Origin of the sequence: Mesorhizobium sp. B2-3-11 (genome assembly GCF_006442215.1) — a bacterium.
Lineage (GTDB): Bacteria > Pseudomonadota > Alphaproteobacteria > Rhizobiales > Rhizobiaceae > Mesorhizobium > Mesorhizobium salmacidum.
On sequence record NZ_VFVS01000001.1, the window covers coordinates 509,345 to 531,429 of the forward strand.

Sequence of the window (22,085 nt, forward strand, 5' to 3'; positions counted from 1 at the left end):
ATTCCCGCAGTATTCCATCGCGACGGCATGTGACGACCTCATACGATATCCAACACATTTGGATTGCCCTGCTCTAACTTGAAACGATGGGCCCATTCGAGGTTGATCGAGTCTCGCTGTTTCTGGATGACGACTTTGCTGAAATCCTGATTGGGCTGCAGTTGCAGGCCCATCATATCGGCGACTTTGCGGACGGCATCCTGTGGGTTCGCGACAACTAGCTCATATTCGAGTCTTAGAGGTTCGATCCCCGTTCGTGCATAGAACATCTCCCAACGCGCCCTTTCCCGAACCAGCACATCGAGCTGCCTCCGAATCAGTTCGGCATCGAAAACCGCCGGCTGGTTTGCGGGCTGGGTCGATCGGTACTGACCCGTTTGGATCGCCCTTGCCCAAGATACCGCCTGACCGAGAAGGTCTCGCCTGGAAAGATACACAAAATGAAGATTTGGAAGCGCATTGATCCAATCGATTTCTCTCGAAATCCAATCATGCTGGTGCGCAAAGATTTTCAGGCCGTAGATACGATTGGGCGTCGCGCCCATGGTGAGAATTTTCTCGACTTGGCCGACGATGCATTCAGGGAAGGTTGGATCATTAAAAAATCGACGACCCCTCCAGTTGAAATATTCAAGCGGATGTCCGAGCACGCCGGTACTGCTAAGATGCTGACACAGGAAGTTGCTGCCAGATCTTGGCGATGTACAAATTGAGTAGCCACGAATTCCGTCAGCTACCTTCAAATTCGCTCTCGCATCCTGAGAAGAATCTTTCGCAAAAATAGAGGGGTCAAACTGTTATATAATCGTTTGAGTTTGCTTGCCAAATCCGAAAGAACTGCCAGATTCTGATCTATTCGAGACAATGTGTCTCGGGTGATTTCGGTCACGTTAACGATCGAAGCTGACGCGTGGGAGAGCGAATCAAGTTGGGCCGTATCGAGCTTGATGGAATTGACCTGTCCACCAAGGTCGGCCAACGCCACTGCACTGCCCTCTAGGGTTTCTGTGTTTGACTGCAGCAACTGCAACAGCGAGGTTTCAGGGCCGACCAACCCGTGCAGTTCCTTGGCAATCTGGAGCCATTTGCGAGGTGAGGCTGAAACACCAATCTCTTCGATCCAGCAAGCGGTGGCGAGCGACCGTTCGTCTGCCGTGGTAGCAGAATTGGCCTGTATGGCCTGATCATAAATTCGAAGATGTTCCTTGATGAAGTCGCCTGCACCTACCGTTCCACGAAAATAGGCTGTCACCTCGGCGGCATCGTCGGCATCAAATTTCGAGATCGCCTCCAACAGATCGTGGATTGTGGTCGGTCTGGTCAGAAGTCCGACGCCGAGGTTCATGCGCCGCCACATTTCCATGTTTCCTGCAGTCAGCAAGCCGGCGAAGCCACGTCCGTCGCAAACCACAACCGAGCACCCCACTGCTGCCGCCTCGATAGCCATTCGGGCAGTCGCAAACACGATGTCGTACTCGAGCAGATCTTTTTCGAGTTGATATGAGTACCGGCCTGTCGCGGACCCCAGCTCATCGAGGTGAATTCCGCTTTTGAGGCAGGCTTCTCGCACTGCTTGCTGGTGCTCGAAATTCTTGGTTAGCAGCAGCCCCCTCTGCGGCCTCGAGGGCAGCCGCGGTCGCTGCTTGAAACGTTCGAGATCAACCGCATTGAAAACAATATCCAACCTGTCTGCCGGCACACCCCGTGAGAGGCATCTTGCTTTGCACGCCTCGTCCACCGCGATCCAATGGCGAATCTGTGGATGGAGCATCGGGGCCTCGACCTCGAAGAAGGCGCTATGACAGGAGAATACGGCCGGCACATCAGGAAATCTGGCGACCGCGGTCAGACAGGGAGTCAGATGCTGCCCGTGGATCACATCGGGCCTTTCGATAATCTCCGCGATCCGATCAACCACTTGGTGCCCGCGGCTGCGGAGCCTGTCAGCCATGTCGCCAAGCATCGGCGCTAACAACATAGTTTGATGCCCCGCGCCGCGAAGTCCGTCGGCAAGCAATTCCACGACGGATTCCGAGCCGCTATTTTGCGACACAAACAGGTTGGTTATAAGTATCCGCAAAGGCGGCCTCCTGGCCTGTTCCGCATTGGCGACAAAGACAATGGGTGCTAGGCAGCGTTTCTTAGTTCGAAGCCATTGACCAGACAAGGATTCCAGATGGCGTCCAAACTTGCGGGACCGTTGCACAGCATTTCGACGCAACCTGATTTCGGCCTCCGGCTGGGCAATGCCGGAGTATGACTAGAGAGCGACCACATGCCTGAAAAGTTGCAACATGTGCTGATCCTCGCACATCCAGGACATGAGCTCAGAATCCATCATTGGCTGGAGCTTAGCAGGCCGCGAGTGTATCTGCTCACGGATGGCTCGGGCGGGCGTAACCAGGCTCGAACCAAATTCTCGCGCGAGGCGGTGGACGCCGCCGGTGCGACTGCCGGAGCAATCTTTGGCGAAATTCCGGATTCCGCCTGGTACAAAGCGCTGTTGACCACGGACGGTGGTTTCTTTGCCGACGTGCTGAGGCAAATTCGTCTCGATTTGATGGAATTTCAAGACGTTCAAGTCGTTTCCGATGCGGTCGATGGCTACAATCCTATTCACGATCTCGCATGCGCGTTTGGTAATGCTCTTAATGGCAGGCTGCACGGCGCCAGACCGGGCCACAAGCACCTTTGTTCGGCGGCGGTTCCCAACGTGCCGGGACTTGTCGAGGTGGAAGTTCAGCTGGATTCGGCAGCCCGCGCCAGAAAGATAGCAGCGGTCAAAGCTTATACGCCGCTTGCAGATGAGGCTCGACAAATTTTGGATCGAGACCCGCAGTGTTTCGATAGGGAACTTCTCATCTCGCAGAATTTCGACTGGAACAAGTCCTGGACCCCTGAATGGGAGCGGATCGGCAAAGAGCGCGTCGCGAGGAAGCTCTACGATAGATGCATCACCTACCGAGAGAATGTGCAGCCGGTGGTACAGCAATTGATGCTTAAAGGCTTCTGCTGAACTGGACTGTCATCGACTCTTGAATTCTTCGACAAGCATTATTCCTTCAGTCCCGCCCGGCCTTTGCCCGAACCGTCTTGCCGAACGAGCCGGCGGTGACGGACTGAGTCTGGCTCACCGCAGCCAGCCAAGCCAAGGCCTCGCCAACCCCGGCAAGCACGTGGCGCGCCGCTGTCGGTCCGCTCGGTTTGATGCGGATCGAGATGCCGTCCATCTCATTCACGGCCTCAAAACCATTCTCGTCGGATGTGTCGTCGCCAAGAAACACCGGCCGCCTCCCCTCGAAAGCCGGCAGATCCAAAAAGCGCCTGATTGCCGCTCCCTTCGCCGCCTCCAACGGCATCAATTCAACGCCGGCATTGCCAGCCAGCACCCGATACCCCGCGGGCAACCTGTCCAGCGCCTGCTCGACGAGTTGCGTCGCGCGCTGCAACAATTGCGGTGCCGCGCGCGTGTGGATTGCCAGGATCGGACCCTTGCGCTCGATATAGACGTCCGCACTGCCCAGCTCCGCTTCGATTTCCTCGGCAAGCGCCGCAATGTCGGCCGGCTCTCCCGCCGCCTCGACCGGACCATCACGCGTGAGCCTGTGTTCAAGGCCGTAAAGCCCGGCGGCGCGCAATCTGAGGGGCTGGAAAAGATGATCGACCGCGGCGATCGACCGTCCCGTGATGAACGCCAGAGCTCCGTCCAATTGCAAATCGAGCCCCGCCAACAGCGTCCGCAATTCATCGCCGACAACCACCGCATCTGGATGCGCGGCATGTTCGAGAAGCGTGCCATCGATATCGAGGAAAAGGCACCACGCATCCTGCGGGACGTTGGGTTCGGTCAAGTTTGACAATGTCGACATCACAGCGCTGCCACGCGCTTGCGGTCGAGCAGCGATATCACATTGCCAGAAGAACCGGGGCCAGAAGAACCGGGGCCAGAAGAACCGGGGGCGCCATTGACGGCACGATCGACCGCATCGCGTTTGCGCAGGCGCGCCGCATCGAACAGCATGCTGCCCGCCCATCGATAGACATTGTTTTCGCGTACGACCTCGCGCATGCGTCGCATGCGCTGACTTTGCTCTTCCGGTGACATGGTCAAGGCTTGCAGCAGGGCGTCGCCCATCATCGCCGCGTCATAGGGATTGACGATCAACGCCTCCAGCAGCTCCTTCGACGCGCCGGCAAACATGCTGAGCAGCAGCACGCCCTGTTCATCCTCGCGCGCCGCGACAAACTCCTTTGCAACCAGGTTCATGCCATCGTGAAGGCTGGTGACCATGCAGACGTCGGCGGCCCGGTAAATCTCGTAGACCTGTGTTTGCGAGTGATGTTCGGTCACCAGCACCACCGGGGTATAGCCTTCACGACCATGGCGCTGGTTGATATCCTCGGCATGGCGCAGACATTCCTCGTACAATTGTTGATAGGCAGGCAAGGTGCCGCGGCTTGGCGCGGCGACCTGCAGGAACGCCACCTTGCCGATCCATTCCGGATGCAGTGTGAGCAACTCATCGAGCGCGTTGAGGCGGTCCAGGATGCCCTTGGTATAGTCGAGGCGTTCGACGCCCACGCACAGCCTGACGTTTTCGGTAAAGCCGAATTTATCGCGGATAAGCCGGCGACATTCTGCAACGGCAGGCAGTTTGCTCAGACGCGGCGGCTCCCATTCGATTGAAATCGGATAGGCGTGAACCAGGCTGATCTGACCGCCATAGGAGATGGCGGAATCCTCACGCTCGATCCTGCTCTCCAGGAAGCGGTCGACGCTATCGATGAAGTTGTTGCAATGGAACTGGGTGTGAAAGCCGACGATTGAACTGCCCAGCAATCCTTCGAGAATCTTCTCGCGCCATGGGCAGATGCTGAACACCTCTGAATTCGGCCACGGAATGTGCCAGAAGGTGATGATGATCGCTTCCGGCAGGCGCTCCCGGATCATCCGCGGCAACAGCGCGAAATGGTAGTCCTGGACCAGCACGATGGGCCGCTCGTTACGTGCCTCCGCGACGACGGTATCGGCGAATTTACGGTTGACCGCCTCATAGGCCTCCCAGTCGGAGGCGCGGAATATCGGCCGGGTGAAGGCTATGTGGCACAGCGGCCAGAGCCCTTCATTGGCAAAGCCCAGGTAATAGCCTTGCAGTTCTTCCTCGCTCAGCCAGACGCGGCGCAACGTATAGGAAGGATTTTCAGGCGGCACCTCGACGCGGTCATTTTCGTCGACGACAAGCGGATCGGCCGAACCGCCACCATAGGCGATCCATGTGCCGGCGCAGGCGCGCGTAATCGGCTCCAGCGCGGAGACCAGCCCGCTGGCGGGCACGACCAGTTGGATTTCATCGCCGTTGCGGTTGTGGATATAGGGTTCGCGGTTTGAAACCACGATCACCTGCGCATCGGGAAGTTCCTTCGCCAAAATGTGACGCAAGGTTTCCGGCGACCATTGGACGAGCGCGGCGGTCGTGGATTGCCCGTTCTTCTCGAATTCCGGCAACGGACCGCGAATGGGTTCTGCTTCATACCTGGCGAGCTTCGCGCTCCTGGCCTGTCCCCGCGACATTACCACCGCAAGCGCGACACATGAGATACCGACAATTGCGAGAATGAAGAGCCACATTGCGGCCGAAGGGACGACCAGATACCAACTGTTGTCGGGCATTTCGAATTGACTACCTTTCAATGGGACGCGGCAAGTCCACCGACAGGATCTCCGGCATCCATGACGTGGTGATCCAACGTTCCGCACTCATGATGGTTCCGATTTTTCAACTCCTGACCACCAGAGGCACCAGTCCCTCGTGCGCATCCGCAAGGAAGGCGCCGACACGATCTCCCACGCGCTGGAACGTCAGATCCACCGCCACATGTCCTACCGAGAGATGGCGAATGACGAGATTGTCGATACCGATCGGCAAGCGCGGCTGGGTCACGTGAATTTCGTTCGTCCGACCGTCAATCTGAAGGCCCAGGCAAGCCTGCATGAGCATGAAGGCGGAGCCTGCGGACCAGGCCTGCGGCAGGCAAGCCACCGGATAGGCAATCGGCGCTTCGCCGGCCGCGCGCGTGAATCCGCAGAACAGTTCGGGCAGCCGCATGTTGAAATGAACCGCGGATTCGAAGGTCCCACTCATCAACCGCACCACGTTGTCGCGGATGCCGTAGCGCGCCAGTCCGGCGGCGCAGATCGCGGTGTCGTGCGGCCAGATGGAGCCGTTATGATAGGACATCGGGTTGAAGAAGATAGCGTCGTCCGCCAGCGTTCTCAGCCCCCAGCCGGAATGGAACGAAGCCGATAGCAGTTGATCGGCGACAATGCGTGCGCGATCCGGATTGGGAAGGCCGACATAGAGCAGGTGGCCCGCATTGGACGTGCGCACCTTGCAGGGTTGGCCATCGCCATCGATCGCCAGCGCATAATAGCCAAGGTCTTCGATCCAGAAATGGCGTTCGACATGTTGGCGAATCGCATCGGCGCGCAGTTCCCAATTTTCCGACCGCTCCTCTTCGCCGCGCAGCCGTGCAAGCTTTGCCAATCCGTGGAACGCCGCAAAGACGTAACCCTGGACCTCGACCAGCGCGATCGGTCCTTTCGGAATGCGGCCATCGGCATGGAAGACGGAATCAAAACTGTCCTTCCATCCCTGGTTGGCAAGACCGGATTCCGCGGCGCGCTGGTAGGTAAGGAACCCGGTCGAACGGCTCGCCGTCTCGATCCACTCGGCGGCGGCGCACAGCGATGGCCACAGGCTATCGATGAATTCCGTGTCTCCCGTGCGGTCCGCATAGGCGCAGGCGAGATGAATGTAGAGCGGCGTCGTGTCGACGCCGCCATAATAGCGGCCGAACGGCAACTCACTCAGCGCCGCCATCTCGCCCTTGCGGGTCTCGTGCATGATCTTGCCGGGCTCGGAATCGCTGAAGGGTGAGGTTTCGGTCGCCTGGTGCTGGGCGAGAAACGCAAGAACGCCACGGGCGAGGCCGGGATTTAGCCAAAGCATCTGCAGAGCGGAAATCACGCCGTCCCGGCCGAAGGCGGTGGAGAACCACGGAATGCCGGCATAGGGGTAAGGCCCCGTCGCCAGTTCCGTCGTGAGCAGCGCCACATCGGCGCGGGCCCGCTCCATCCAGTCATTGAAGACGCGGCCCGAACTGTGGAGCGTCGCCCCATGCCGGCGCTTGGCGCGCATGCCGAAACGGGCGCGGGCGGCGGCGGCCCGGAACCGATCAATTTGCGGGCGGGCGTCTGTCTTGCTCCCCACCTCCACGTACAGCGTCTGGCGGCTGCGCTTGGTGACGGCAATGAAGAAATCCGCCCGCTCGGAGGTCAGTTGATCGGGCGGCTGTGAAAACGAGATCGCCGATGTCCGCTCCACTTCGTCCAGACCTTCGTAGCGAAGCACGACCGAACTCTGGTCGATCTCGGCCGTGTGCGCGGTGCCGCGCTTGGAACGGGTCGAACCTCGGACTTCGAACATGTCGCGAAAATCGACGCCAAAGCGCAGCGACACCAGGACCGTCGAATGCTCCCGGCTATAGTTGGAGAGCGTGATGCGTTCATATAGCCTTTCCTCCCACAGAAGCCTGACCCGCTCGATATGGATCGCGCCCTGCGGAATCTGACGGCCCGCGGCGCTCTCGATCGGCAGATTGGTCAGGTTGCTGGTGAACAGGACGTTGTCCTGGCTAAGCGATGCGCCAAGCAACGACAGCGACCGCCCGCCAACGGTCAGGCGAAATTCGGAGAGCATGCGCGTGTCGTCACGGAAGAAGCCGTCGCCAGCGCCGCGTATGTCGCCATAGGCATCGGCGACGGCAAAGCAATCGCTATGCTTGAGGGCGTAAAGCCGATGCGGTTCCCTGGGGGCGGTTTCGTCCAGGGAAGCCAGTGCTATTGCAGGGTCGAGCTTGCGCTCGTCGAGTTGGGTAATGGTCAAGAAGATTGTCCCGTGCTGATTTCTGGACGGGTGAAGGTTTACGAGGCTCTGCTCTGCTCGTGGCGGTCGCTCAGCCGCGAATAGGCCGCGACATAATCCCTGGCCATTCTGACGGCGGAGAACCGCTTTTCGAAGGCCGTTCTTATTCGTCGCCTGTCGAGTTGCAGGAGAGCCGGCATTGAGGCGACGGCATCTTCGATGGTTTCGACGACAAAGCCGGTGACCCCATGATCGATGATTTCGGGCATGGCCCCGCAACTCCAGGCCATGACCGGGGTTCCGCAGGCCATGGCCTCGATCACCGCAAGCCCGAAGGGTTCGGGCCAATCGATGGGAAACAGCAAAGCGGCCGCATTGCCCAGAAACCTACTCTTCTGATCCTCGCCGATCTCGCCGACATATTCGACCTGGTCGCCATCGATCAGCGGCTGCACGACTTCCTCGAAATAGGCGCGGTCGCCATCGCCCACCTTGGCGGCGAGCTTCAGTTTCAAGCCGGTGCGGCGGGCGATCTCGATCGCCCGGTCCGGCCGCTTGTCGCGCGACATTCTGCCGAGAAATGCAAGATAGGTCCCATCGGAGCCTGCCTCGAAATCGGGCTCGTAAAGCTCGAGCGGCAGCCCATGATGGATTGTAGCCAGCCAATTCGCGGATGCGAACCGCGCCCGCTGGCTGCGGGATATGGAAATCATGGGAAACCGAGGAAACCGGTCATAGGCTTGCGCGAGGTCCGCGTAATCCAGCCTGCCATGCGGGGTCGTCACCGTGCGTTGCGGCATATCGCGGAAAAACGGAAAATGCAGGAAATGGCTGAGATGGAAATGAACGACGTCAAACTCGTCGGCCCGGTTCCTCACCTCGTCGAGCATCGACAGATGCGCGGCGATCTCGGACTTCAGCGGGCGGGGATCGAGACGAAGCGCCCTTTCGCGGCATGGCACCAGTTTGGCGGAGGTCTTTGTGTCGCCGCTGGCGAACAATGTCACCTCGTGGCCGAGATCGACGAGAGCTTCGGTAAGGTATGAGATGATACGCTCGGTACCCCCGTAGAGCCTTGGTGGCACCGATTCGTAAAGTGGTGCGACATGCGCAATCTTCATGTCCCGGCGTCCCTCAATGAGCTGGTCATAGAGCCAAAATGCATCAGGGCCGGGATCGTTCCTGATTCTTTGGAAGATGCGTGGAATGATTGGTCCGTCCCCTGTCTGACTCGACCAGCCGCCCTATTTCCTGTCGGTAATGCCGACCTTGCGCTTACGGCAGCCGAAGGAGGTCCAGATGCAGGAACCCAGGGATATCGCAGCCCGGCGTCTGAGCATGATCGTAGAACAATATGTCGAGGCCAGAAAACGGCACTTTGGCTTTGTGTCGACGGACCAGGCCGCCCGAGTGATCCGCAGAACCCTGAAACCCGATCCTTCGGAGCCAGCGCTTTCCGATCGCAACCTCGACGACATGGTCGCCGCCCTCGCCGTGAAGAACGGCCTGGCGGTCATCTTCGACCGGGGCGTGCGGGGACCGGCCAACGGCGCCGAGGCCGAGTTGAACAGAAAGGAACCGATCATGCGAGCACCGACGGAGACTCCGGATGTCGCCGGCGCGGTGGACGCAATCCTGAGCGACCGCACCGTCCAGCTTTCGATGAGCGCGGTGATCTCGTTGCTGCGCGAACGTACCGGCACCAAGCGATCCGACGCGGATCTGGAAGGACTGATTGCCAAGAAAGCCGCCGTCTTGGAGGTGCATCTGTCACCAGGCGTCTGATTCGCCAAGCCGTTGCTTTCGCTGCGCCCTCCAGAACGGCCCGCTGCCAGTCCCTCCTTCGGGCAGCGGGCTTTGGGTGTTTGATTCGCGAAAGTTCCAAGCTTGTCCCTTTCCGTTTCAATTGGTGAGCGCGGGGTAATATTCCCGGTTTCGACGCGCAGCGGAGCGCCAAAGGCGCGCATTCCATTCGGTTGGGCAGAAAAGCGGACCGGCATCTTTGGCGGGGACCAGGAACGTGCCGGGCCTAACCGGCGGAGAGTCGGGGGGACGGGCCACCGGCTGCTGATAATATATGCTTCCTCACTAATAGATGAAACGTGCGAACAAGAAAATTTCAGCCTTCCTCAGCCTCACCCCAGCGCCGCCCTCGACCGTCGTGCTGGCGTTGGCGTGGCCGTTCTGAAAGACCCATCACGAAATCGTCACGAAGGAAGGCTAATGTTCCCCTGTGGGGAGGCAAATGTCGCTAATGGACCGAGACGTCTACCGCCTTAAGCGCATCGAAGATGGCCGCGAAATAGTGATGTTCTATTCGGCGGTTGAGGCCAGAACCCTCATCGGCCACTTGGATATGCGTTACCGCTTAATGCTCGGCGACAGACAAATCTGGCCCGATGAGACTAGCGGTTCGAACGCAGCTTCGAGCGGATTTCATTGACGGCACCCACGATGGCTTCGGCCGCCTGTTGGTCGAGTGCGATATCCAACAGCCCTTCCGTTGTATGGATCGAGAGAAGGCCAAGGGCGCCGTTCCCATCTGCGACAGTGCAGACATGAAATTCAGTCGGCACGAAAGGGCGTGCCTTCTCTAGATGCTTCATTGTTGGCTCATATCACTTGCGCGGCTGGCACAATGGCGCAACCGAATGACACATTCAAGCGGGCTTAGGTTGAAAATCAGCGAAGCGGTTCCTGAAGGGCGAGACTTCCGCGAGCGCCTCGCCAGCCTGGTGCGTGAGCGTCTCCCTAAAATCGACCATCAACCCCTAGAGCCCGAAAGAGAACACCTGGGGACTGCTCGTCTCATAACCGAGGCGGGGCTTGGAATTACTGCCCATGTCCGTCTGTGGTGAATTGGCGGTTCCGGTAGCGGTGCAGTCAAGTTTGGCGGCTGCTGCCGCCTTGATCGACATGCCTGCACATGTCTTTTCGGCAGTGACTGTTGGCTTCTTCTTCTCGTGCGCCATAGCGGCGCTCGACACGGCAAGCACAATCGCCGCGCAAGCGATAGCGGTTTTCATTGGAAGCCCTCTTTGTTAGCAAAAGCTAATAAGAAGTTAACGCTACGTAAGATCACCCGTCAATCGTAGAATCGGTCCACGAAGGACCAATGTGAGCCTTTTTACGGACATAGAGCGGACACGAAATTCTGCGGACATAGAAAACCGCCATCACCTCTTGCAACGCATTGGTTTTCTTGAGTTTTGGTGAGCGCGATGGGATTCGAACCCATGACCTACTGATTAAAAGTCAGTTGCTCTACCGGCTGAGCTACGCGCTCCCGCGGGCTCGAAAAGGCCGCCCTCGAAATTGCGCGGAACATAGGGAGAGTGCCGCGACCGGTCAACCGGAAAAGATGGGTTCCAAACCCGCGCTTTGCCCTAAATCGCTGGCCCCTCCTTGTTCCCCGGGCTCTGGCGAGCAGCCAGGCAGTCGATCTCAGTCCGGCGGCCGCCAGCATGGGGGAACAAATCCGACGCGCTATCGTTTTTTGCCAATGGGACGCCCGACAAACCTTTGCGGAGAATACCAATGAATAGAATCACAACGGGCCTGCTTGCCGCCACCCTCTCGGCCACATTCGTCGCGGCGGAGGTGGTGCCGGTCAACGCCCAGCCGGCCTACGTGCCATTATCCCAGGCGGCAATGCCGGATGTGCAGACAGTGCAGTACCGGGAGTGGAGGAGAAACCGCTCCTTCGACCGCAATTTCTCACGCAATCGCAGCTTTAGCCGCAACGGTGACATGTATTGGAATGGTCACCGCGGCTATCGTGAATATCGCCGCGGCTATCGCCGTCATGGCGACTACTGGTTCCCGCTCGCGGCCTTTGCGACTGGCGCCTTGATCACCGGCGCAATCGTCAACGAGAACAACCGCGTCTATGAAGGCAATGCCCATGTGCAGTGGTGCTACGACCATTATCGGAGCTACCGCGCCTCGGACAATACCTTCCAGCCGAACAACGGTCCTCGTCGGGAATGCCGTTCGCCTTACTGATGCGTGGTGTGAGTGGAAGGCCCGCGGCGGAACGGCGCGGGCCTTTCCTTATGCGCTCAGCGTCCTGCGCACGGCATCGCGCCAGCCTGCCAGCTTGGCGGATCGGATCGAGCTACCCATATCAGGCTCGAACCGTCGCTCAAGTGCCCAGCTTTTCGCGAACTCCCTCACCTTGGGCCACACGCCCGCCTTCGAGCCGGCGAGCCAGGCAGCCCCCAGCGCGGTCGTCTCCAGGATTGTCGGCCGGTCAACCGCCGCGTCGAGTATGTCGGCCAGGCGCTGCATGGTCCAGTCCGAAGCCACCATGCCGCCATCGACCCTGAGCACCGTCTTTGCCTTGGCGCCCTTCCAATCCTTGTGCATGGCGTCGAGTAGGTCGCGAGTCTGATAAGCGACTGATTCCAAAGCCGCTCGGGCGAACTCGGCCGGACCGGAATTTCGGGTTAGCCCGAAGATGGCGCCGCGCGCCCCGGCGTCCCAGTGCGGCGCGCCGAGCCCGACAAAGGCCGGTACCAGATAGACGTTCTGCGTCGGATCGGCTTCCGCCGCGAGCTTGCCGCTCTGCTCGGCTTTGCCGATGACTTTGATGCCGTCACGCAGCCATTGCACCGCGGCACCCGCAATGAAGATCGAGCCTTCAAGCGCATAAGTGGTCTTGCCGTTCAACCGGTAGGCGATGGTCGTCAAGAGCCGGTTCTTGGAGCGCACCAGATCGCTGCCGGTGTTGAGCAGCGCAAAACAGCCGGTGCCGTAGGTGGACTTCATCATGCCCGGTTCGAAACAGGCCTGGCCGATGGTCGCGGCATGCTGGTCGCCGGCAACCCCTAGGATTCTAATCTCGGTGCCAAACAAGTTGTTCTCTGTGATTCCATAATCATCCGCGCAATCCTTGACCTCCGGCAGCATCGCGGCCGGGATGCGCAGGATGGAAAGCAGTTCGTCGTCCCAGGCATTCTTCTCGATATTGTAGACCAGCGTGCGCGAGGCGTTGGTCGCGTCGGTGGCGTGCACCTTGCCGCCGGTCAGCCGCCAGATCAAAAAACTGTCGATGGTACCGGCCAGCAATTCGCCCTTCTCGGCACGTTTCCTCGCGCCCTTCACCTTGTCTAGCATCCAGGCGATCTTGGTGCCCGAGAAATAGGGGTCGAGCAGAAGCCCTGTCTTGCGTGTAAATTTCTTCTCCAGCCCCTGCTTCTTCAGCTTCTGGCACAGCGGTGCCGTGCGGCGGTCTTGCCAGACGATGGCGTTGTGGATCGGTTTGCCGGTTGCCTTGTCCCAGATGACGACGGTCTCGCGCTGGTTGGTGATGCCGATGGCGGCCACCTCCGAGGCGCTACGGCCGGCGGCCTTCAGTGCAGCCTTCACGGTGGTCATGACGCTTGCCCAGATCTCTTCGGGATCGTGCTCGACCCAGCCGGAGGCCGGATAGTGTTGGGCGAATTCCTTCTGCCCGCTGCCTACGACCTTCATCTTGCCGTCGAACAGGATCGCCCGGGTCGATGTCGTCCCCTGGTCGATCGCCAGCACAAAACCGCTCATTCCCGCATCCTCCGCCTTGACACAAAGAAGGGAGACGGCAACGCGCCGCCTCCCTCAATTCATACGGGCGCGAACGCCCGCATAGACCGTCTTACTTCTGCCAGCTCTTGACCAACTCGTCGTAATTGATGGTGACCGGCTTTTCCTTCTCGTTGTCCAGCTTCAGCTGCGGCGCGAGGTTGCCCTTCTTGACCGCGTCGGCATTCCAGTAAGCAAGGTCATGCTCTTCGGCCATCTTCGGACCGATATCGCCCTGGACACCCGACTTCTCTATTCGTTCCAGAACCTTCTCCTGATCGGCGCAGAGGCCATTCATGGCTTCCTGCGGCGACTTGGCGCCCGACGAAGCGTCACCGATGTTCTGCCACCAGAGCTGTGCCAGCTTCGGATAATCGGGAACGTTGGTGCCGGTCGGCGTCCACTGTACGCGCGCCGGCGAACGGTAGAACTCGATCAGGCCGCCGAGCTTGGGAGCGCGTTCGGTGAAACTCTTGTCGTGGATCGTGGAGTCGCGGATGAAGGTCAGACCGACATGGCTCTTCTTCACATCCACCGTCTTGGAGGTCACGAACTGCGCGTAGAGCCAGGCGGCCTTGGCGCGGTCAGTCGGTGTCGACTTCATCAACGTCCACGACCCGACGTCCTGATAGCCGAGCTTCATGCCGTCCTTCCAGTAGGAACCGTGCGGCGACGGCGCCATGCGCCATTTCGGCGTGCCGTCGTCGTTCATGACAGGCAGGCCGGGCTTGACCATGTCGGCGGTGAAGGCGGTGTACCAGAAGATCTGCTGCGCCACGTTGCCCTGCGCCGGAACCGGACCCGATTCAGAGAAGGTCATGCCTTGCGCCTCCGGCGGCGCATAAGCCTTTAACCAGTCGAGGTATTTCTGGATCGCATAGACCGACGCCGGGCCGTTGGTGTCGCCGCCGCGCGCCACGCATGAGCCGACCGGACGAGAGTTCTCGTCGACCTTGATGCCCCATTCGTCGACCGGCAGGCCGTTCGGCAGGCCCTTGTCACCGTTGCCGGCCATCGACAGCCAGGCGTCGGTGAAACGCCAGCCGAGCGATGGGTCCTTCTTGCCGTAGTCCATATGGCCATAGACTTTCTTGCCGCCGACGTCACGGCCGGTGAAGAATTCGGCAATGTCCTCGTAAGCCGACCAGTTGACGGGCACGCCGAGGTCATAGCCGTACTTGGCCTTGAAGTCGGCCTTGTTCTTTTCGTCATTGAACCAATCGTAACGGAACCAGTAGAGGTTCGCGAACTGCTGGTCGGGAAGCTGGTAGAGCTTCTTGTCCGGCGCCGTGGTGAACTTGGTGCCGATGAAGTCGTTGACGTCGAGCATCGGATCGGTGACGTCCTTGCCTTCGCCCGCCATCCAATCAGTCAGGTCGCGCACCTGCTGGTAGCGCCAGTGGGTGCCGATCAGATCGCTGTCGTTGACCCAGCCGTCATAAAGGTTCTGGCCGGTCTGCATCTGGGTCTGGATCTTCTCGACGACGTCGCCTTCCTGGATGACGTCATGCGTGACCTTGATGCCGGTGATGGCGGTGAAGGCAGGCGCCAGCACCTGCGATTCATACTGGTGGGTGGTCAAGGTTTCCGAGACGACCTTGATGTCCATGCCGGCAAACGGTTTGGCCGCATCGATGAACCACTGCATTTCCTTTTCCTGATCGGCGCGCGAGAGCGTCGAAAGAGGTCCTATCTCCTTGTCGAGAAAGGCTTTTGCCTCATCCATTCCGGCATAGGCGTGGCCCGCGCCGAGCAAAAGGGCAAGGGCTGTCGTTGATGTTAAAAATTGCCGTCGCATTGTGTCTCCTCCGAGTTTTTAAAAGGTTTCAAGTGCGAACTGGAGCGACCACCTACGGGCGGCCTCTCCATCAGTATCCCCCTCTATACGTAGCGGAACACGCCAATTGCGTAGACCACAGAGAGAGCGAGAGCCCACCACAGGTTGGACCCAACCAGACCCAGCCAAGCGAGATGGATAAAGGCGCTGCCAAGCAGCGAAACGAAGAGGCGGTCGCCGCGCGTCGTCTCGAAGCGCAGCACGCCGACACGCGGATTGCCGCCGGGCGAGGCATATTCCCAGACACCCATGCCAAGCAAAAGCAGCGCGATGACGCTGAAGAACGCGGCCGTCGGCCAGGTCCACGCCATCCAGGAAAAGTCGAGGTTCATGTCAGACCCTCCCCAGGGCAAAGCCCTTGGCGATATAGTTTCGCACGAACCAGATCACGAGCGCGCCGGGGACCAGTGTCAAAACGCCGGCGGCTGCCAGCAGACCCCAGTCCATGCCCGAGGCCGACACCGTACGCGTCATGGTCGCGGCGATCGGCTTGGCATCGGTCGTGGTCAGCGTGCGGGCGATCAGCAGTTCGACCCACGAAAACATGAAGCAGAAAAAGCAGGCGACGCCGATGCCGCTGGCGATCAGCGGCATGAATATCTTGATGAAGAACCGCGGAAAGGAATACCCGTCGATATAGGCTGTCTCGTCGATTTCCTTCGGCACGCCCGACATGAAACCTTCCAGGATCCACACCGCCAGCGGCACGTTGAACAGGCAGTGCGCCAGCGCCACCGCTATGTGCGTGTCGATGAGGCCGAAGGCCGAGTAGAGCTGGAAGAACGGCAGCGCGAACACGGCCGGCGGCGCCATGCGGTTGGTCAGCAGCCAGAAGAACAGATGCTTGTCGCCAAGGAAGCGATAGCGCGAGAAAGCGTAAGCCGCCGGCAGGGCCACCGACACCGAAATCACCATGTTCATGACGACATAGGTGATCGAGTTGATGTAGCCGGAATACCAGGCCTTCTGCGTGAAGATGGTGACGTAGTTGGCGATCGTCGGTGCGTGCGGGTAAAGCGTCAGCGAGTTGACGATCTCGGCATTGGTCTTGAAGCTCATGTTGATGAGCCAGTAGATCGGCATCAGCAGAACGATGATGTAGAGCGTTGGCACGATCCACCACCAGCGCGATTCCTCGCCGCGCCGGCGCATCCGCCTGTCGAGTTCGCTCTGTGACAGTGAACTGGCGAGCCCCCCTTCCGCGGGGGCGGTCCGGCTCATTGCATTGCGCTCGGTGCGTTCGTTGGCGCCAGCCATATCAGCGCTCCGCGTCGTAGTTGGTCATCACGGTGTAGAACACCCATGACAACAACAGGATGATGAGGAAGTAGACCAGCGACATTGCCGCCGCCGGACCAAGGTCGAACTGGCCGAGTGCCGTCTTGACGAGGTCGATCGACAGGAACGTCGTCGAGTTCCCCGGACCGCCGCCGGTGACGACGAAGGGTTCGGTGTAGATCATGAAGCTGTCCATGAACCGCAGCAGCACGGCGATCAGAAGCACGCGCTGCATCTTCGGCAACTGAATGTAACGAAACACCGCCCAGCGCGACGCACCGTCGATCTTGGCCGCCTGGTAGAATGCATCCGGGATCGAGACCAGGCCGGCATAGCAGAGCAGCACGACAAGGCTGGTCCAGTGCCAGACATCCATGATGATGATCGTCACCCAGGCGTCGAATGGATCCTGCACATAATTGTAGTCAATGCCGACCGCGTTGAGGTAGTAGCCCATCAGACCGATATCGCTGCGCCCGAACACCTGCCAGATGGTGCCGACCACGTTCCACGGTATCAGCAGCGGCAGCGACATCAGCACCAGGCAGACCGGCACGCCCCAGCCCTTTTTCGGCATGTTGAGCGCGATGAAGATGCCGAGCGGCACTTCGATCGCCAGGATGATGAAGGAAAAGATCAGGTTGCGAACCATCGCTTCCCAGAAGCGGCTGGACGAGAGCAGTTCCTCGAACCATTCGGTGCCTGCCCAGGTGAAGACATTGTTGCCGAACGTGTCCTGCACCGAATAGTTGACGACCGTCATCAGCGGGATGACCGCGGTGAAGGCCACCAGCACCAGCACCGGCAGCACCAGGAACCAGGCCTTGTTGTTCCAGGTCTTTTCCATCTACGCCCCCATCTCGACGCGCCAGGAATCGGCATAGATGTTGATGCCGGCCGGGTCGAATCGCACCTTTGGTTCCGCGGGTACGGTTTCGTCCTCGCCGATGACCGCCGCGATGTCTCGGCCTTCCAGCTTGGCGCGCACCACCTTGTGGCGGCCAACATCCTCGACCTTGGTGATTGAAACCGCCATTCCATCGCGGCCGAGCCGCACATATTCCGGGCGGATACCAAGCTCGACCGCGCCTCTGCCCGCCTTCGGTACTCCAGGCAATTCGATCCGTTGCGAGCCGAGCGTCGCGGTCCTGCCTTCGATTGCCACCGGCACGACATTCATGCCTGGCGATCCAATGAAATAGCCGACAAAAGTGTGACGCGGCCGCTCGAACAGTTCCGCCGGCGTGCCGATCTGCACGATGCCGCCATCATACATCACCACCACCTGGTCGGCGAAGGTCAGCGCCTCGGTCTGGTCGTGCGTGACATAGACCATCGTGTAACCGAAGCGGCGGTGGAGCTGTTTCAACTGCGAGCGCAGCACCCATTTCATGTGCGGATCGATGACGGTCAGCGGTTCGTCGAACAGGATGGCGTTGACGTCCGAGCGCACCAGCCCACGGCCGAGCGAGATCTTCTGCTTCTGATCGGCGGTCAGGCCCCTTGCCTTCCTTTTCGCCCACGAGGCCAGGTCGATCATGTCGAGCGTCTCGCGCACCTTGCGGTCGACATCTGGTTCCGGCACGCCGCGATTGCGCAGCGGGAAGGCCAGGTTGTCGTAGACGGTCATGGTGTCGTAGATGACCGGGAACTGGAACACCTGCGCGATGTTGCGCTCCTGCGTCGACAGCCTGGTCACGTCCCTGCCATTGAACAGCAACTGGCCGTGCGAGGGGTGAAGCAGCCCCGATATGATGTTGAGCAGCGTGGTCTTGCCGCAGCCGGACGGCCCAAGCAGCGCATAGGCACCGCCATCCTCGAAAATGTGGTGCACTTCGCGTAGCGCGAAATCGGCATCCGTGCGCGGGTTCGGCAGATAGGAATGCCTGACATGGTTGACGTCGATGCGTGCCATATCGCCCCTCCTAAGCCGCCAGCTTCGGCGCGGTCACGGCATGGCCGTGCTCGTCGAAGACCATGATGTGACGCGGGTCGATGAACACCTCGACCACCGCGTCGGTCTCGAAATCCCTGATGCCGTGGGTCAACATCACCCAGCGGGCATCGGCAAAGTCGAGATGGATGAAGCTCTCGGACCCGGTGATTTCGGTGATGGTGACCTTTGCCCGCACCGGCACCGCGGAGACATTGGGCCGATCGAGCGAAAGATGGTGTGGCTGGAAGCCGATCGTATAGTTCGTATCGGCGATGCCGACGAGTTCCGCCGGCACCGGCAGCTTGACCCCGCCCTCGAGCAGAAAATCCGCCCCCTTTTTGGCCAGCACGATGGTGTTGAGCGGCGGATCGGCAAAGGTCCTGGCCGTCACCAGATCGATCGGTTTGCGGAATACGTCGATGGTCGGCCCGAACTGGGTGATGCGGCCTTCCGACAGCGTTGCCGTGTTGCCGCCGAGCAGCAGGGCTTCATGCGGCTCGGTGGTGGCATAAACGAAGATGGTGCCGGCTGCGGCAAAGATCCTTGGCAGTTCCGCCCGCAATTCCTCGCGCAGCTTGTAGTCGAGATTGGCAAGCGGTTCGTCGAGCAGCACCAGGCTGGCATTCTTGACGATGGCACGCGCCAGCGCTGTGCGCTGCTGCTGGCCGCCCGACAGGCTGAGCGGCGTGCGGTCGAGATAGGGGGTCAGTTTGAGGAGTGCCGCCGCTTCGCGCACTTGGCTGTCGATCTTGCGCTGCTCGACGCCGGCCACCCTGAGCGGTGAGGCGATATTGTCATAGACGGTCATCGCCGGATAGTTGATGAACTGCTGGTAGACCATGGCGATTTTGCGCTTCTGCACCGGCGTGCCGGTGACATTCTGGCCGTCGAACCAGACCGAGCCGGAAGTCGGTACATCGAGGCCGGCCATCAGCCGCATCAGGCTGGTCTTGCCGGAAAGCGTGGGCCCGAGCAATACGTTAAGCGAGCCGTGCTGAAGCGTCAGCGACACGTCGCGGATGTGCTCGACCGCACCGACCGTCTTGGTGACGTTCCTCAGTTCCAGCATGACGCCTCCTCCCAGGCTTTCAGCATCAGCTCAAAACCTTCTTCATTCAGCAGCCGCGACATGCCGTCGGCTTATGCCGCGCATAAATTCATCGAGCGATGCCACCTGCTCGCGGCCGAGATGCAGGCCGCGCTTGGTCCTGCGCCATAGTACATCTTCAGCTGTGATAGCCCATTCGTTTTCGACGAGGTAACGTATCTCGGCCTCGTAGAGATCGGCACCGAAATTGCGGCCCAGATCGGCATTCGATTTGGCCAGGCCCAGAAGAACCTGCGCTCGCGTGCCGTAAAGCCGGGTCAGCCGGCGGGCCAGGCGTGCGTCGAGGAACGGATAGGCCGATTTCAGCTTCGTCACCTGCGCATCGAAACCGGTGGCGGGAAAATCGCCACCTGGCAGCGGCGCATCTGATGTCCACGGCTTGCCGCGCTTGCCGAGAAACGCTTCGATCTTCTCCAACATCGATTCCGACAGCCGGCGATAGGTGGTGATCTTGCCGCCAAACGCGTTGACCAACGGCGCGGCGCCCTCGCCGCCTTCGGCCTTCAGCACATAATCGCGTGTCGCTTCCTGCGCCTTGGAGGCGCCGTCATCATAGAGCGGACGCACGGCCGAATAGGTCCAGACGATGTCCGAGAGCTTGACCGGAACCGCGAAATACTCGCTGGCCGCGGCACAGAGATAATCGGTCTCTGTGTCGCTGATCTTCACATCATGCGGATCGCCGGGATAATCCTGATCGGTGGTGCCGATCAGCGTGAACTCGTCCTCGTAGGGAATGGCGAAGATGATGCGGCCATCCTTGTTCTGGAAGAAATAGGCGCGCGGATCGTCGAACTTCTTGGCGATGACGATGTGGCTGCCCTGTACGAGGCGAACATTGTGAACGTCATTCTGCCCGACGACGCCGGACAGCACGTGGTCGACCCAAGGACCCGCCGCATTGACCAGCAACCGGGCCTTGACCTCTTCGGTCTCGCCGGCCTGCAGGTTCTCGATCTTTATCGTCCAGATGCCGCCTTCGCGGCGGGCTCCAATCACTTTCGTGCGGGTCCGGATCGTTGCGCCCCGGTCAGCGGCGTCACGTGCATTCAGCGCCACCAGCCGCGCATCGTTGACCCAGCCGTCGGAATATTCGAAAGCCCTTTTGAACAAAGGTTTCAAAGGCTTACCGGCCGGGTCGCGCGTCATGTCGAGCGTCCTGGTCGCCGGCAGCAATTTGCGCCCGCCAATGTGGTCGTAAAGGAAAAGGCCAAGCCGGATCAACCAGGCGGGGCGCAGGCCCTTGGCATAGGGCAGCACGAAGCGCATCGGCCAGATGATGTGCGGCGCGTTCTTCCACAGAACCTCGCGCTCCATGAGCGCCTCGCGCACCAGGCGGAATTCGTAGAATTCGAGATAGCGCAGCCCGCCATGGATCAGCTTGGTCGAGCCGGACGAGGTTCCGCTGGCGAGATCGTTCATCTCGGCGAGAAAGACCGAAAAACCGCGCCCAGCGGCATCACGGGCGATGCCGCAACCGTTGATGCCGCCGCCTATGACGAAAATGTCCCGGACTGAAGATGTGTCCACTTAGCTCCTCCACGATTTCGCATTGCACCATTTTGGGTCTTTTGCGAAACCGTTGCGGAATTATTTCGAACTCATAACGAATGTCAAACGAAATATCACACACCTGCGAGAAGACCGTGAATCATCTCAGCCAAGCGATGTCTCGATCAGCTGAACCTCGGCCTCCTGGCAGATCTTGCGTACCGAAGCGATATCGCAGCGATCGGTGATGAAGGTGTTGACCTGCGACAGGTGACCGATGCGCACAGGTGCCGTGCGTTCGAATTTGGTCTGGTCGGACACAAGGATGACATGCCTGGCATTGGCGATAATCGCTTGCGCGACCTTCACTTCGCGAAAATCGAAATCGAGCAAGGCGCCATCATGATCGATGGCCGAGGCGCCGATGACAGCATAGTCGACCTTGAACTGCCTGATGAAATCGACCGCCGCCTCGCCGACGACACCCCCGTCCGAGCCGCGCACCACTCCGCCCGCAATCACCACCTCGATCGACGGGTAGATGCGCATCCTATTGGCAACATTGATGTTATTGGTGATGACCATCAGGCCGTCGTGATCGAGTAACGCCTTGCTGACCGCCTCGGTCGTGGTGCCGATGTTGATGAACAGCGAGGCGTTGTCGGGGATCAACCTGGCCGCCGCGCGACCAATCGCTTCCTTCTCGTCGGCCGCGATCTTGCGCCTGGCTTCATACTCCATGTTCTCGATACCAGACGGGAACAAGGCGCCGCCATGGATGCGCGAAAGCAGCCGCTGGTCGCACAAATCGTTGAGGTCCTTGCGGATGGTCTGCGGCGTCACGTTGAAATGCGTGGCCAGATCATCGACCAGCACGCGGCCATTGTCCTTGGCCATCTGGATGATCTCGGCATGGCGCGGCGACAGATACATCAGGCAAGCTCCTGT

Annotated in this window: 19 protein-coding genes and 1 tRNA gene; 3 read left to right on the plus strand and 17 right to left on the minus strand. The window is 59.9% G+C overall.

Annotated elements, in window-relative coordinates:
- Positions 1-38: 38 nt before the first annotated feature.
- Positions 39-743 carry a Stf0 family sulfotransferase gene (locus FJ960_RS02715; protein WP_181174133.1) on the minus strand — a complete coding sequence of 235 codons (705 nt, stop codon included), beginning with the start codon at positions 741-743 and terminating at the stop codon, positions 39-41.
- Positions 740-2,080: a glycosyltransferase family 4 protein gene (locus tag FJ960_RS02720; RefSeq protein ID WP_140711704.1), complete on the minus strand. Its 1,341-nt coding sequence runs from the start codon at positions 2,078-2,080 to the stop codon at positions 740-742. Before FJ960_RS02720 ends, FJ960_RS02715 begins: the two co-directional genes overlap by 4 nt.
- A gap of 195 nt (positions 2,081-2,275) precedes the next feature.
- Between FJ960_RS02720 and FJ960_RS02725 the strand changes: the two genes are divergently transcribed.
- Positions 2,276-3,016 carry a hypothetical protein gene (locus FJ960_RS02725; protein ID WP_140510930.1) on the plus strand — a complete coding sequence of 247 codons (741 nt, stop codon included), beginning with the start codon at positions 2,276-2,278 and terminating at the stop codon, positions 3,014-3,016.
- A 46-nt stretch (positions 3,017-3,062) separates the two neighbouring features.
- Here FJ960_RS02725 and otsB read toward each other — a convergent pair whose 3' ends face one another.
- The 4 genes from otsB to FJ960_RS02745 form a co-directional block, all read right to left on the minus strand.
- Positions 3,063-3,869: a trehalose-phosphatase gene (otsB, locus tag FJ960_RS02730; RefSeq protein ID WP_140711885.1), complete on the minus strand. Its 807-nt coding sequence runs from the start codon at positions 3,867-3,869 to the stop codon at positions 3,063-3,065.
- Entirely contained in the window at positions 3,869-5,671 is a 1,803-nt protein-coding gene (locus FJ960_RS02735) for a trehalose-6-phosphate synthase (RefSeq protein ID WP_181174134.1), read from the minus strand. Before FJ960_RS02735 ends, otsB begins: the two co-directional genes overlap by 1 nt.
- Positions 5,672-5,777: 106 nt before the next feature.
- Positions 5,778-7,940, minus strand: a complete 2,163-nt coding sequence (locus FJ960_RS02740) for an amylo-alpha-1,6-glucosidase (RefSeq protein WP_140711889.1) — start codon at positions 7,938-7,940, stop codon at positions 5,778-5,780.
- A gap of 44 nt (positions 7,941-7,984) precedes the next feature.
- Positions 7,985-9,046, minus strand: a complete 1,062-nt coding sequence (locus tag FJ960_RS02745) for a glycosyltransferase family 4 protein (protein WP_140510926.1) — start codon at positions 9,044-9,046, stop codon at positions 7,985-7,987.
- A gap of 178 nt (positions 9,047-9,224) precedes the next feature.
- On the opposite strand from FJ960_RS02745, the gene FJ960_RS29385 reads away from it, so the two are divergent.
- A complete protein-coding gene (locus tag FJ960_RS29385) occupies positions 9,225-9,710 on the plus strand; it encodes a hypothetical protein (protein WP_181166004.1) in 486 nt (161 codons plus the stop codon).
- A 986-nt stretch (positions 9,711-10,696) separates the two neighbouring features.
- On the opposite strand, the gene FJ960_RS02765 is transcribed toward FJ960_RS29385, so the two are convergent.
- Together FJ960_RS02765 and FJ960_RS02770 are read right to left on the minus strand one after the other, a co-directional pair.
- Positions 10,697-10,951 (minus strand): hypothetical protein, encoded by a 255-nt coding sequence (locus FJ960_RS02765; RefSeq protein ID WP_140711706.1) that lies wholly within the window; start codon positions 10,949-10,951, stop codon positions 10,697-10,699.
- Positions 10,952-11,135: 184 nt separating this feature from the next.
- A tRNA-Lys gene (locus tag FJ960_RS02770) sits at positions 11,136-11,211 on the minus strand.
- A 251-nt stretch (positions 11,212-11,462) separates the two neighbouring features.
- Between FJ960_RS02770 and FJ960_RS02775 the strand changes: the two genes are divergently transcribed.
- Positions 11,463-11,930, plus strand: a complete 468-nt coding sequence (locus FJ960_RS02775; protein ID WP_140711708.1) for a BA14K family protein — start codon at positions 11,463-11,465, stop codon at positions 11,928-11,930.
- 48 nt (positions 11,931-11,978) lie between these two features.
- Here the strand turns inward: FJ960_RS02775 and glpK are convergent, their stop codons facing one another.
- The 9 genes from glpK to FJ960_RS02820 form a co-directional block, all read right to left on the minus strand.
- Positions 11,979-13,469, minus strand: coding sequence for a glycerol kinase GlpK (glpK, locus tag FJ960_RS02780; protein ID WP_140503777.1), 1,491 nt, complete (start codon positions 13,467-13,469; stop codon positions 11,979-11,981).
- 91 nt (positions 13,470-13,560) lie between these two features.
- A complete protein-coding gene (locus FJ960_RS02785) occupies positions 13,561-15,285 on the minus strand; it encodes an ABC transporter substrate-binding protein (protein ID WP_140503775.1) in 1,725 nt (574 codons plus the stop codon).
- 83 nt (positions 15,286-15,368) lie between these two features.
- Entirely contained in the window at positions 15,369-15,656 is a 288-nt protein-coding gene (locus FJ960_RS02790; RefSeq protein WP_140711710.1) for a DUF2160 domain-containing protein, read from the minus strand.
- 1 nt (position 15,657) lies between these two features.
- On the minus strand, positions 15,658-16,476 hold the full coding sequence (locus FJ960_RS02795; protein WP_246672602.1) for a carbohydrate ABC transporter permease: 819 nt from the start codon (positions 16,474-16,476) through the stop codon (positions 15,658-15,660).
- 106 nt (positions 16,477-16,582) lie between these two features.
- Entirely contained in the window at positions 16,583-17,449 is an 867-nt protein-coding gene (locus FJ960_RS02800; RefSeq protein ID WP_140711714.1) for a sugar ABC transporter permease, read from the minus strand.
- Positions 17,450-18,517 (minus strand): ABC transporter ATP-binding protein, encoded by a 1,068-nt coding sequence (locus FJ960_RS02805; RefSeq protein ID WP_140711716.1) that lies wholly within the window; start codon positions 18,515-18,517, stop codon positions 17,450-17,452.
- A gap of 10 nt (positions 18,518-18,527) precedes the next feature.
- Complete coding sequence (locus FJ960_RS02810; protein ID WP_140503767.1) at positions 18,528-19,607, minus strand: ABC transporter ATP-binding protein; 1,080 nt, start codon at positions 19,605-19,607, stop codon at positions 18,528-18,530.
- A gap of 42 nt (positions 19,608-19,649) precedes the next feature.
- A complete protein-coding gene (gene glpD, locus FJ960_RS02815; protein ID WP_140711718.1) occupies positions 19,650-21,176 on the minus strand; it encodes a glycerol-3-phosphate dehydrogenase in 1,527 nt (508 codons plus the stop codon).
- Between the two features lie 126 nt (positions 21,177-21,302).
- On the minus strand, positions 21,303-22,070 hold the full coding sequence (locus tag FJ960_RS02820; RefSeq protein ID WP_140503763.1) for a DeoR/GlpR family DNA-binding transcription regulator: 768 nt from the start codon (positions 22,068-22,070) through the stop codon (positions 21,303-21,305).
- Positions 22,071-22,085: the final 15 nt, after the last annotated feature.